Raw genomic sequence first — 12,841 nt, 5'->3', positions numbered from 1 at the left:
AAGGGGCATCATGCAGGAGACATAGCTGTCCGTAGTCAAACGATCACGAAGGCGATGCCATGTGGGGTTCTGAGGGGCGGGCTGGTGCGCGGCGGACGGCGGCCGACGCGGTGGCTGGGGGCAGGTGCGTGGTGTGGGTTCTGCCGCCGGACGAGTCGTGCGCTGGACAGGCGCGGCGGCACGTCCGGGAGGTCATGTCCGAACTCGGAGTCCCGGACGGGGTGGTCGACGACGCCTGCACGGCCGTCTCGGAGATCGCGACGAACGTGTTCGTCCACGCTTACGACCGGCGGGCTCCCGCCGTCGTCAGCGCCGTCGGCCTGCCGGAGATCTACTTCTACCTCCGCAACGGTCGCAGCGAGCTGGTGACCAAGATCTTCGACACGTCCCCGTGGCGGGGGTCGCTGCTCAAGGAGTCCTGCTTCTCCGATCTCGAAGCCGAGTGCGGGCGGGGGCTCGGGATCGTGGACGCGCTCGCCCAGGAACACTGCGGCGCTTGGGGCGTCCACCGGTCGACGGCCCGGCTCGGCGGCGTCGCCGTCCCCGGCAAGGCCGTCTACTTCGCGCTGCCCTTCGCACCCGGCGTCCCCGCGCCCTTCATTCCGGAGAAGCCGATCGACTGCCGCGAAGCCGCTCGCTCACTGGAGACCGAGTTGCTTGCCCGAGGCGTCGGGCCCATCCACCGCTGCGAGGGGTGGAACATGGCCGTCCTGTCCATCCGCCCGGAGATCACCTTGTGGGCGCGGGCCGGTGGCCTGCTCCTGACGACTCCCCGCACCGGCACCGTCCGCTACCCGCTGGAGGACGTCGCCGAACTGGTCGAGGTCATCGTCCAGTGCAAGGAGGACCTCAACGCGCGATGACGTCCAGGAACACGCGCAAGCCCACCAACCGGAACCAGTGTGACGGGTAGCGTACAGAGCGTGAAATTTTTCAACGTCGCGGGCCCTTGCCTTCCCGACCAGCACTACATGCTGCCACCGGAGCCGCGCCTTCCCGAGGCCCGCGAGTTGATCGAGGAGGGCTTGTACTTCGTCCTGCACGCGCCTCGGCAGACCGGAAAGACCACGACGCTCTCCACTCTCGCCCGCCAACTGACCACCGAGGGCCGATACCTGGCCATCCACTTCTCTTGCGAGGAGGCCAGGATCACCGGGGACAACTATGCGGCTGCCGAAAGGCTCGTGCTTACGGCGATCCGCGAGGCGTGCGCCGCAAAGGATCTTCCGGCGGACTGTCTGCCACCCACGAGTTGGCCGGAGACGGAGCCCGGCTCGCGACTCCGCACCGGGTTGACCGCTTGGGCGCGGCGTTCGCCTCGGCCGCTGGTCCTGTTCTTTGACGAGATCGACGGGCTCACCGGGGCGAGTCTGGTCAGTGTTCTCAGTCAGCTTCGCAGCGGGTACACGACGAACAAGGCGGAGTTCCCGCGTTCGGTGGCGCTTTGTGGGCTGCGGGACGTCCGTGACTACAAGATGGCCTCGGGTGGAGACCCCGAAAGGACGCGGAGTACGAGCCCGTTCAACATCAAGGCCGCGTCGCTGCTACTCAGCGATTTCACTTTCGGCGAGGTCGCCGAGCTTTACGGTCAGCACAGCGAGGAGACCGGGCAGAAGTTCGAGGACGCGGCCGTCCAGCGCGCTTTCGAAGCCAGTCAGGGGCAGCCCTGGTTGGTGAACGCCTTGGCCCGGCACATCACGCGTCACATGCGGGTGCCTGTGTCCGAACCGATCACCGACGCCCACATGGACGAGGCGGTCGAGCGGCTCATCCTTGAGCGGGCCACCCACCTGGACTCGCTGGTCGATCGACTCGACGAGCCTCGGGTGCACCGGGTGATCGAGCCCATCCTGGCCGGAACGAGCCTTCCCCTGGACGAGCGGTACGACGACGACCTCTCCTTCGTCCGCGATCTCGGACTTGTGACTCGGGGGCGGCCGGTCCAGATCGCCAACCCTATTTACCAGGAGGTCGTCGTCCGGGTGCTGTCACAACGGGTGGAGGCTTCGATCAACGCCGACCCGCGTGCTTTTCTCCTCCCGGACGGACGGCTCGACATCCCCCGTCTCCTCACGGAGTTCGTCGCGTTCTGGAAGGTCAACGGGGAGATCCTGGACAAGCGCGAGACCTACCACGAGTTCGCCTGCCAGCTGGTTTTCATGGCCTTCCTCCAGCGGGTGGTGAACGGCGGCGGCTTCATCGACCGCGAGTACGCCGTCGGACGCGACCGTGTGGACATCGCCGTCCGGAAGCCGCATCTCGATGAAGACGGACGTCGGGCCGTCCAGCTCTCGGCTTTCGAACTCAAGGTCCGGACAGACAAGTCCGGTGATCAGGTCGCCAAGGGCCTCGTCCAGCTGGACGGCTACCTCGACGACCTCGGTCTCGACACCGGCACGCTCATCGTCTTCGACCGCCGCCGGAAGGCCCCGGCCATCGCGGACCGCACCGCGATCAGCCAGTCCACCACGCCGTCCGGTCGGGCCGTCACCCTCGTTCACGCCTGATCGATCGCACCGGCGCTTGACCGCTGTCCCGCCGGACGCACCTTCCCGATCTTTGCTTGATCGCCGTCCCACGGGACGGCCACTCGCCCATGCCTGATCGCCGGGCCGTGCCGGCGGTGGGGGTGGGGTTTCGGCACGTTGGGGGGTGGGGGTGTCACCTGGGGTGATTGTCGGGTGGAGGACGGCCGGGTGGGGGTATGGAAACCCGTAAGCAGGGTCTTGCGTTCTTAGGTGTGATGTCTGCCACGATGGCATGAGCGGCATTCGTCCCCTTTTACCCGGGGGATGAAGGCCACTGAGGTCGGTCGGTTCGCGGCGATCCCGGGGACCGGCCCCGAACGAGGAGTGTCATCAATGACGATCGACTCCGTGCGCGGCGCGCCGGGCACCGGCGGGCTCGCCGACTCCGAACTCGTGCAGTTGCTCACCCCGGAGGGTGAGCGCGTCGACCATCCCGACTACCCGCTGGACATCACGGTCGAGCAGGTCCGCGGGCTGTACCGCGACCTGGTCACCGTCCGGCGGATCGACCTGGAGGCCGTGGCACTCACCCGGCAGGGCGAACTCGGCATCTGGGCGTCGCTGCTCGGCCAGGAGGCCGCGCAGATCGGGTCCGGGCGGGCGCTGACCGACACCGACATGGTGTTCCCCACCTACCGGGAGCACGCCGTCGCTTACTGCCGGAACGTGCCGCCGCTCAACCTGCTGGGCCTGTTCCGGGGCGTCAACCACGGCGGTTGGGATCCCAAGGACCACGGCTTCCACCTGTACACCATCGTGATCGGCTCGCAGACGCTGCACGCGACCGGCTACGCGATGGGCATCCAGCGGGACGGCGTGCTGGGCAGCGACAAGGCCGGAGCGACCATCGCCTACTTCGGCGACGGCGCGACGTCCCAGGGTGACGTGAACGAGTCGTTCGTGTTCGCCAGCGTGTTCAACGCGCCGATCGTGTTCTTCTGCCAGAACAACCAGTGGGCGATCTCCGAGCCGCTGGAGAAGCAGTCCCGAATCCCGCTTTACAAGCGCGCGCAGGGCTTCGGGTTCCCCGGCGTCCGGGTGGACGGCAACGACGTGTTCGCCTGTCTCGCCGTCACGCAGAAGTCCCTCGCGCACGCGCGCGAAGGGCAGGGCCCGACGCTGATCGAGGCCTACACCTACCGGATGGGCGCCCACACCACGACGGACGACCCGACCCGCTACCGCCTCAAGGCCGAAGAGGAAGCCTGGAAGGCCAAGGACCCGATCGAGCGCGTCAAGAAGTACCTGGTCAAGGAGGGCGCGGCCGACGAGGCGTTCTTCGACGAGGTCGAGGCCGAGGCCAAGCGGATGGCCACCGAACTGCGCAAGGCGTGCCTCGCGCTGCCCGACCCGGAGCCCTCGGCGATCTTCGAGCACGCGTACGCCGAGCCGCACCCGATGCTGACCGAGGAGCAGGAGCAGTTCGCCGCCTACCTGGCGTCGTTCGAGGAAGAGGGGACGGCCCGATGACCGCGGAGACCATCACCCTGGCCAAGGGCATCAACGAGGGCCTGCGCAAGGCCATGGAGAACGACCCCAAGGTCGTCGTCATGGGCGAGGACGTGGGCAAGCTCGGCGGCGTGTTCCGCGTGACCGACGGCCTGCAGAAGGACTTCGGCGAGGAGCGGGTGATCGACACGCCGCTCGCCGAGTCCGGCATCGTCGGCACCGCGATCGGCCTGGCGCTGCGCGGCTACCGTCCCGTCGTGGAGATCCAGTTCGACGGGTTCGTGTTCCCGGCCGCCGACCAGATCATCACGCAGCTGTCGAAGATGCACCTGCGGTCGCTCGGCACGACACAGGTGCCGGTCGTGATCCGGATTCCGTGTGGCGGCGGCATCGGCGCGGTCGAGCACCACTCGGAGTCCCCCGAGGTGTACTTCACCCACACGGCCGGGCTGCGGGTCGTGGCGTGCTCGAACCCCGGCGACGCGTTCACGATGATCCAGCAGGCGATCTCCTCCCCCGACCCGGTGATCTTCTTCGAGCCGAAGCGGCGGTACTGGGAGAAGGCCGCGGTGGACGTCGAGTCCGCCTCGTCCGACTGGGCCCCGCTGTACGACGCCCGTGTCGTCGCCCCGGGCGAGCACGTGACCGTCCTCGCGTGGGGGCCGTCCGTGAAGACGTGCGTGGAGGCCGCCGCGGCGGCGGCCGAGGAGGGGCGCTCCCTGGAGGTCATCGACCTGCGCTCCCTGAACCCCCTCGACATCGACACGATCACCTCGTCGGTGAACCGGACGGGGCGGTGCGTGGTCGTCCACGAGGCCCCGGTGTTCAGCGGCTTCGGCGCGGAGCTCGCGGCGCGGATCACCGAGCGCTGCTTCTACCGGCTGGAGGCCCCGGTGCTGCGCGTCGGCGGGATGTCCACGCCGTACCCGCCGTCCCGGCTGGAGGACCACTACCTGCCCGACCTCGACCGCGTCCTCGACGCCGTCGACCGGACCTTCGGCTGGTGACGCTGATGACCGAGCGCAAGCAGTTCAAGCTGCCCGACGTGGGCGAGGGCCTCACCGAGGCCGAGATCGTCAGGTGGCACGTCAAGCCGGGCGACCACGTCGAGGTCAACCAGACCATCGTCGAGATCGAGACCGCCAAGGCCGTCGTCGAGCTCCCGTGCCCGTTCGAGGGGACGGTCGCGGAGCTGATGGCCGAGGAGGGCGCCACGGTCGACGTCGGCGTCCCGATCATCTCCGTCGACGTCGCCCCCGACGGCTCGGAGCCCGCTGCCGGGGCCCCCACCCCCACCCCCTCCGCCAGTGCCGCGGCGTCCGCGTCCGAGGACCTGGTGCCGCAGGCGGACGAGCCGGGCGTCGTTCAGCCGGAGCAGCCGAAGCGGCAGCCTGTCCTCGTTGGCTACGGGGTCAAGCCGGGCGCGACCAAGCGCCGTGCGCGCAAGCAGGCCTCGCCGCCGCCTCCTTCGTCCTCTCCTTCCGTTCAGGCGGCGCCCGCGGCTCCGGCCGCCCCTCCGGCGACCCGTCCGACTTCAACGGTAGGCGGCACGGGCCCGGCGACCGGAAGTTACCCACAGGTTGTGGATAACGGATTGCCGCTGGCCAAGCCGCCCGTCCGGAAGATGGCCAAGGATCTCGGCGTCGACCTCGCCACGATCACCGGGACGGGTCCGCGCGGCTCCATCACCCGCGAGGACGTCCAGCAGGCGCTGGCGGGGCCCGCGGCCGCGGCTTCCGGCGTCCAGGCGGGCGCGCCCGCTGCCGCGACCGGCGTCCGTGAGGAGCGGATCCCGGTCCGGGGCGTGCGCAAGGCCACCGCGAACGCGATGGTCGCGTCGGCGTTCAGCGCGCCGCACGTCACCGAGTTCGTGCAGGTGGACGTGACCCGGACGGTCGAGGCCGTCCGCCGGTTGCGCGAGCTTCCCGAGTTCGCGGACGTGAAAATCTCGCCCCTGCTGCTCGTCGCGAAGGCGCTGCTCACGGCGGTGGCGCGCTACCCGGTGGTCAACTCGACCTGGGTGGACGCCCCCGACGCGTCCGGTGCCCGGAACGGAACGGGCGGCGGCAGCAGCGGCGGCGGCGCGGAGATCGTCGTCAAGCACTACGTGAACCTCGGGATCGCGGCGGCCACCGAGCGCGGACTGATCGTCCCGAACGTGAAGGACGCGCACACGCTCTCACTGCCCGACCTGGCACGGGCGCTGGCGGAGCTGACGGCCACGGCCCGGGCGGGGAAGGCCACTCCGGCCGACCTGACCGGCGGGACGATCAGCATCACCAACGTGGGCGTGTTCGGCGTGGACACCGGGACGCCGATCCTCACGCCCGGCGAGTCCGCGATCCTCTGCATCGGGCAGATCCGCGACATGCCGTGGGTGCACGAGGGTGAGCTGGCCATCCGCAAGGTGACGACGCTGGCGCTGTCGTTCGACCACCGCGTCATCGACGGCGAGCTCGGCTCCAAGGTGCTCAGGGACGTCGGCGCGATGCTGGAGGACCCGCTGCACTTCCTCGCCTGGACATAACCGGCACCGACAGGAAAAACCGCGACGGCCGGGCCGGGCACCAGCCCCGACCCGGCCGTCTCGCATTCCAAGCGCCGAGCCCAGCCGCCGCCGTACCGGCCCCGATCCGTTCACCACCGCCGGACCGGCGTTGGACCGGCGGCGGGTTCCTCTGCGGCCTCTCGCGTACGCACTCACACCGGCCGTGCCCTGGCGGTGGACAACCCGCCTCGCCGGGCCAATGATCAACGAGGAGGATCGAGGGGGAGGCCGCCATCGCTCTCACACACTTCACGACAGGGGTCCTGGAACCACGCGACCGGCTCGACGCGTGGCACGAGATGTCGCAGCGCGTCCACGAAATACGCGCGCTGATCACCAGCCCGCACCGGGACGACTTCCACGCCTCGGTCTCGGCGGCATCGCTCGGGGACGTCCAGGTCTCGCGGCTCACGCACTCGCCGCTGACCACCACGCGGACGAGCAGGCTGATCCGGCAACACGACCCCGAACGCTTCATCCTCAGCCTGGTCGAACGCGGCGACGTCGCCGTGGACCACCAGGCGCGGTACGCCTTCGCCACCTCCGGCCAGCTGATCCTCATGGACAGCCACCGCCGATGGAGCGGAACCCTGACGCCCACCGGCCCGGCCGGGCCGCACGGACGACCGTCACTCATCCGGCACCTCGTCGTGGACTTCCCGCGTGGGGCGCTGCCGCTGCCGTCCAGCGTCGCGGACGACCTGGTCGCGTCGCCCTTCAACGTCCAGACGGGGATGGGCGTGATCCTGCACCACCACCTCCGGCAGGTCCTGCGCCAGGCCGACGCCTGCGGCCAGGCCGACCTGGACGTCCTGCGGGGCGTCACCCTCGACCTGGTCGGGGCCCTGCTCGCCCACCGCGTCGACGACGAGTCCGTGCTGTCCCCATCGGCCAGACGGCGGGCCCTGACCGCGCGGATCCACCGCTACATCGACGACAACCTCGCCGACCCGGACCTGTCACCACGGCGCATCGCCGACGCCCACCGGATCTCGCTGCGCTATCTGCACAAACTGTTCCAGACCCAGGAGACCACGGTCTCGGCGCACATCCGGGCGCGCCGCCTGGAGTCCTGCCGCCGCGAGCTCGCCGATCCCCGGCTGGCCCACCGGTCCGTCCAGCGCATCGCGGCACGCTGGGGTTTCCACGATCCGTCCTACTTCAGCAAGCTGTTCCGCAGGACGCACGGCCTCTCTCCCGCCGACTACCGCAACACGGTCCTGCACGCGTCCGCGTGCGCGGATCTCCCCCCACCGTGCGCTCCCGTGCCTGTCCGCACCACCGCCGATCCGCGACGGTAGTCACGTCCACAGGCCATCGGGTGGCCGAAGGCGACCACCTGTCACCGGAGAGAAGCGCCCATGCTGAAGCACGTCACGGCCGTCGCCGCCACGGCGATCGTCACGATGTCCCTCGCCGTCGGGACCGCCGACGCCCATTCCAAGATCAAGTGCAACAAGGGGGAGATCTGCACCTGGACGAAGTATGACTTCAAGGGGTCGCCGGGGTTCAGCGGCGCCCACAAGGGCGTCTGCTACCACGGTCACCCGTTCAGGTCGATGAGGAACCGCAGCAGCAAGTCGGTGCGCGTGTACTTCGACATGAGCTGCAAGGGCTCATACCAGACCGTGAAGCCCGGAGCCTTGGTCGGGAAGTTCCACCGGGGCGGCAACAGGTGGAGTTACAAGGTGCGCTGAGCCCGGTGCGGGCATCCGCAGGGTGCCCGCACCGGCGAGCGGGAAGCCGCGGGACGGGACGGGGGCGCTGGCGCGACCGGACGGGCGGACCGGGACTCGCCCGGCCGCACGAGAGGCGGCGCCGGCCCTCGGCCGGTGGGGTCAGGGCGGCGGCTGCCATTGAGGTCAGGGCGGCGGGCGGGCGGTTCGGTCAGGGCGGGGGCGGCCGGTGGTCGTCCCGGTAGATGCGGTCGCGGTCGGACGGGTCGTCGCGGCGGCGTGTCTGGACGCCGCTCATCATCAGCAGCTGCAAAGCGAAGGTGACGCCGCCGACGATGATGAGGATCACGCCGACGATGTGGATGTCGACCGGGTCCTGCATGGCGTTCGGCTGGATCGCGAACTTGAGGATCAGCCCGAGGGTGATGGTGAAGACGCTGACGCCGAGACCCATGGATGACCTCCGCCGTGCGATCCGCGGTCGTGCTCCTGCGGTATCCGTTCCCGGGGGTCATCCCACCTACTCGGAACGGTAACGAAACACCCACCGGCGGGTTCCGGGGAGCATCGTCCCGCAGACATGCGGACGGCCCCCGTCCGGATAGGCGGGTTCGAGGGGTCGTTGCAACACTGGTGATCAGTTGACTGGTGTCAGGAGCTTAGCGAGGCGCTCGGCTGGGGTTTCCCAGCCGAGTGTTTTGCGTGGGCGGGAGTTGAGTTCGGCGGCGACGGCGTCCAGGTTCTCGCGGGTGTGGACTGACAGGTCGGTGCCTTTGGGGAAGTACTGGCGGAGTAGGCCGTTGGTGTTCTCGTTCGAGCCGCGCTGCCAGGGGCTGGCGGGGTCACAGAAGTAGACGGGGATGCCGGTGGCCAGGGTGAACGCGCCGTGGGAGGCCATCTCGGCGCCCTGATCCCAGGTCAGCGACCGCGTCAGGTGGGTGGGCAGGGACTGGACCGTCTCGACCAGGGCGTCACGAACGTGTTCGGCGGTGCGGCCGTGCGGCAGGTGCAGCAGCATCACATATCGGGTGGCCCGCTCGACCAGGGTGCCGATGGCTGAGGCACTGTCCTTGCCGATGACCAGGTCGCCTTCCCAGTGCCCTGGGACGGCCCGGTCGGCGGCCTCGGCCGGGCGTTCGCTGATCATCACCATCGGGGTGGCGAACCGTGGGGTGCGTTGCTGTGTCTGGCGGCGTGGTCTGCGGCGGGCACGTCCGGTGCGCAGTGCCTGGGTCAGTTCGCGGCGCAGCTCGCCGCGGCCTTGAAGGTAGAGGGCTTGGTAGATCGTCTCGTGGACCACATGCATCTCCGGCCGGTCGGGGAAGCGGGTCCGCAGAGCCTGGCAGATCTGTTCCGGGCTCCACCGCAGGTCAAGGTGGTGCTGGATGAAGTCTCGCAGCTCAGGGCATTGCCTGATCTTGCCGGGCTTGGGGCGGGGCCGGCGGGTGTCAGCGCGGGCCTGGGCCGCGTGCGGACGATACTGCCCACCGGTCGGGTGCCGGTTGCGGCGGACTTCCCGGCTGACGGTGGACGGGCTGCGGCCCAGTTCGGCCGCGATCTGACGAAGCGAGGCGCCCTCACGCAGCCGGTCGGCGATATGGATCCGATCGTCCTCACGCAGATACCGGCAGGGACCGGTCAGGGACGCCACCTTGATGGGCGGCGCCCCCGTAGTCGTGCCGGACGGGGCGCGCCCGTTGCGCCACCGCTTCCCCGTCCGGTAGTTGATCCCGACGATCCGACAGGCTTCCCGATTGCTCACACCCTGCTGCACGAGCTGAAGGTAGACCCGCCGTTCCTCGACCAGCCTCCGACCTCCCCGGTTGATCGACCGGTCCCGGACCTCGAAATCCATCACAACCCCCGGCTAGGGCGTTGCGACGACCACTAGAACCCAAGACGTGGCGGGGGCCGTCGCTACCGGTTCCGCGGGAGGGCGGAGCGGGTCTCTACCTCATACGAGGATCAGAACGCCTCTTCGGCGAGCTCCATCACGTCGAGGTTGGTGGCCTCGGTGGCGGCGCGGTCGGAGGCGATGCGCGGCAGGACGGTCTGCGCGAAGAACTGCGCGGCCGCGACCTTGCCGGTGTAGAAGGACTTGTCGGCGTCCGAGACGTTCTCGCCGCCGAGCTTGGCGAGGGCGACCTCGGCCTGGCGGAGCAGCAGCCAGGCGATGACGACGTCGCCGGCGGCCAGCAGGAACCGGGACGAGGACAGGCCGATCTTGTAGAGCTCCTTCGGGTTCTCCATGGAGGAGATGGCCCACCCGATCATCGGGTTCAGGATGCCCTGCAGGTCGTCCAGGGCCTTGAGCAGCGCGGCGCGCTCGTTCTTGAGCCGGCCGTTGCCCGCCTCGGACTCGGCGAACGTCTTGATCTCGTCCGCGAGGACCTTCAGCGTGGCGCCCTGGTCGCGCAGGATCTTGCGGAAGAAGAAGTCCTGGCCCTGGATCGCGGTGGTGCCCTCGTAGAGGGTGTCGATCTTGGAGTCCCGGATGTACTGCTCGATCGGGTACTCCTGCAGGAAGCCCGATCCGCCGAGGGTCTGCAGCGACTCGGCGCCGAGCAGGGCGTAGGCGCGCTCGGAGCCGAAGCCCTTGACGATCGGCAGCAGCAGGTCGTTGATCTTCTCGGCGAGCTCGTCGCGCTCGCCGTTGTGCTCGGCGACCTGGACGGCGTCCTGGTAGGTCGCGGTGAGCAGGACCAGCGCGCGCATGCCCTCGGCGTACGCCTTCTGCGTGAGCAGGGAGCGGCGGACGTCCGGGTGGTGGGTGATGGTGACGCGCGGCGCGGTCTTGTCGGTCATCTGGGTGAGGTCGGCGCCCTGCACGCGCTCCTTGGCGTACTCGAGCGCGTTCAGGTACCCGGTGGAGAGCGTCGCGATGGCCTTGGTGCCGACCATCATGCGGGCGTTCTCGATGACGAGGAACATCTGCTTGATGCCCTCGTGGACGTCGCCGACCAGGGTGCCGACGGCGGGGTGCTTCTCGCCGAAGGTGAGCTCGCAGGTCGTGGAGACCTTGAGGCCCATCTTCTTCTCGACGTTGGTGACGTAGGCGCCGTTGCGCTCGCCGAGCTCACCGGTCTCCAGGTCCACGTCGTACTTGGACACAAGGAACATCGACAGGCCCTTGGTGCCGGGGCCGGCGCCCTCGGGGCGGGCGAGCACCAGGTGGAAGATGTTCTCGGCCATGTCGTGCTCGGCCGAGGTGATGAAGCGCTTGACGCCCTCGATGTGCCAGGTGCCGTCGGGCTGCTGGATCGCCTTGGTGCGGCCGGCGCCGACGTCGGATCCGGCGTCCGGCTCGGTGAGGACCATGGTGGCGCCCCAGCCGCGCTCGATCGCCATCTCGGCGAACTTCTTCTGCTCGTCGGTGCCGATCGACCAGAGGAGCTTGGCGAAGGACGGGCCGCAGCCGAACATGTGGACGGCGGGGTTGGAGCCCAGCACCATCTCGGCGACCGACCAGCAGACCGAACGCGGGGCGTTGGTGCCGCCGAGCGCCTCGGGCAGCTCCAGGCGCCACCACTCGGCGTCCATCCAGGTCTTGTAGGACTTCTTGAACGACTCCGGCATCGTCACCGTGCTGGTGGCCGGGTCGAACTTCGGCGGGTTGCGGTCGGCGTCGGTGAACGACTCGGCCAGGGGGCCCTCGGCGAGGCGGTTCACCTCGTCCAGGACGCTGCGGACGGTGTCCTCGTCCAGCTCGGCGTACGGGCCGCTGCCGAGCAGGTCCTGGCGGCCGAACACCTCGAAGAGGTTGAACTCCAGGTCCCGGAGGTTGCTCTTGTAGTGCCCCATCGACCACTCCGTGGGTTTCTCGGCGGCGGCTGGGAGGGCCCCGCAATGCGTACTGGTCAGTAACTCCACATCATGCTACCCGCTGGTAACCAGGCGCAACCCGTCCCCGCTGGGCGATTTCCTCCAACTCACCGGCGAAAGTGACTCACCTCACAGCGGAGGGCCACCGCTCCGTCACTCATCCGTGCCACGCAGCGCGCCGCGGCCCCCTGCAGGCTTCCGCACGGCCCGTCCGTGCGCGCCGACAACCCCGGAACCGGTTCTTCACAACCCCTCGGACACCCGCGGACACTCAGACGCCCGCAGACACTCGGACACCCCCAGACACTCGGACGCCCGCAGACACAAGAAATCCCCGGCCGGAAGAGGCCATGCTCCGGCCGGGGGTCCCCGCTGCGTCCGCCTACCCGGTCACGGGTACCGGTACGGCGGCACGCTGGGCAGCTTGAACTTGCCGGGGTCGTACTTGCCCGCCTGCTTGCGCGGGTCGTATGCCCCCGTAGGCGGCGTCGTCGGAAGCTGGAACGACGACCGCGGCTGCGGATTCGTCGCGGTCTCCGTATCTCCCCCGACCGTGGACGGGCCGCCGGACGCCGGGGTCTTCTTCCCGGGCGCCTTGCCGGACGGCCCGGAATTCGTGGACCCGTTCCCGGAAGCCCCCGGCCCGCCTTGTCCGGGGGTCGGATTACCGAGGCCCGGCGCTTTCCCGGACTCCCCGGAATTCCCCGCAGCGGAACCGCCCGACGGCGAAACAGCCGCCCCAGCGGGTGATTCCGAGCGCGTTCCGCCATTCACATGCGACGGCATGAGCCCCCAGACAGTGGCCGCACCGACCGCCA

The 12,841-nt window shown here is 69.3% G+C and carries 10 protein-coding genes; 7 read left to right on the top strand and 3 right to left on the bottom strand.

Annotated elements, in window-relative coordinates; all coding sequences use genetic code 11:
• The first annotated feature begins 59 nt into the window (after nt 1-59).
• From P696_RS45190 to P696_RS0113395, 7 genes are all read left to right on the top strand, one after another.
• Nucleotides 60-863 (top strand): ATP-binding protein, encoded by an 804-nt coding sequence (locus P696_RS45190; RefSeq protein WP_084337395.1) that lies wholly within the window; start codon nt 60-62, stop codon nt 861-863.
• A gap of 39 nt (nt 864-902) precedes the next feature.
• Entirely contained in the window at nt 903-2,507 is a 1,605-nt protein-coding gene (locus tag P696_RS0113420) for an ATP-binding protein (protein WP_211245727.1), read from the top strand.
• A gap of 354 nt (nt 2,508-2,861) precedes the next feature.
• Nucleotides 2,862-3,998: a pyruvate dehydrogenase (acetyl-transferring) E1 component subunit alpha gene (pdhA, locus tag P696_RS0113415; protein WP_051467466.1), complete on the top strand. Its 1,137-nt coding sequence runs from the start codon at nt 2,862-2,864 to the stop codon at nt 3,996-3,998.
• A complete protein-coding gene (locus P696_RS0113410; protein WP_026412755.1) occupies nt 3,995-4,984 on the top strand; it encodes an alpha-ketoacid dehydrogenase subunit beta in 990 nt (329 codons plus the stop codon). The genes pdhA and P696_RS0113410 overlap by 4 nt, the downstream gene beginning before the upstream one ends.
• Before the next feature lie 5 nt (nt 4,985-4,989).
• A complete protein-coding gene (locus P696_RS0113405) occupies nt 4,990-6,504 on the top strand; it encodes a dihydrolipoamide acetyltransferase family protein (RefSeq protein WP_034484810.1) in 1,515 nt (504 codons plus the stop codon).
• Between the two features lie 320 nt (nt 6,505-6,824).
• The gene (locus P696_RS45185) at nt 6,825-7,826 is read left to right on the top strand and encodes a helix-turn-helix domain-containing protein (protein ID WP_051467464.1); all 1,002 of its coding nucleotides are present in this window, start codon (nt 6,825-6,827) and stop codon (nt 7,824-7,826) included.
• A gap of 60 nt (nt 7,827-7,886) precedes the next feature.
• Nucleotides 7,887-8,222 carry a peptidase inhibitor family I36 protein gene (locus P696_RS0113395; RefSeq protein ID WP_026412753.1) on the top strand — a complete coding sequence of 112 codons (336 nt, stop codon included), beginning with the start codon at nt 7,887-7,889 and terminating at the stop codon, nt 8,220-8,222.
• A gap of 190 nt (nt 8,223-8,412) precedes the next feature.
• Here P696_RS0113395 and P696_RS0113390 read toward each other — a convergent pair whose 3' ends face one another.
• The 3 genes from P696_RS0113390 to P696_RS0113380 all read right to left on the bottom strand — a co-directional run bounded on the left by P696_RS0113390 (nt 8,413) and on the right by P696_RS0113380 (nt 12,002).
• Nucleotides 8,413-8,655, bottom strand: a complete 243-nt coding sequence (locus P696_RS0113390; RefSeq protein ID WP_026412752.1) for a DUF6458 family protein — start codon at nt 8,653-8,655, stop codon at nt 8,413-8,415.
• Between the two features lie 183 nt (nt 8,656-8,838).
• Nucleotides 8,839-9,963, bottom strand: a complete 1,125-nt coding sequence (locus P696_RS0113385) for an IS30 family transposase (protein ID WP_425394148.1) — start codon at nt 9,961-9,963, stop codon at nt 8,839-8,841.
• 203 nt (nt 9,964-10,166) lie between these two features.
• On the bottom strand, nt 10,167-12,002 hold the full coding sequence (locus P696_RS0113380) for an acyl-CoA dehydrogenase (RefSeq protein WP_026412750.1): 1,836 nt from the start codon (nt 12,000-12,002) through the stop codon (nt 10,167-10,169).
• Between the last annotated feature and the right edge of the window lie 839 nt (nt 12,003-12,841).

This window comes from Actinomadura oligospora ATCC 43269, assembly GCF_000518265.1.
Classification (GTDB): domain Bacteria; phylum Actinomycetota; class Actinomycetes; order Streptosporangiales; family Streptosporangiaceae; genus Spirillospora; species Spirillospora oligospora.
Note: the sequence above shows the minus strand (reverse complement) of the source record. Positions and strands in the feature narration are given on the sequence as shown.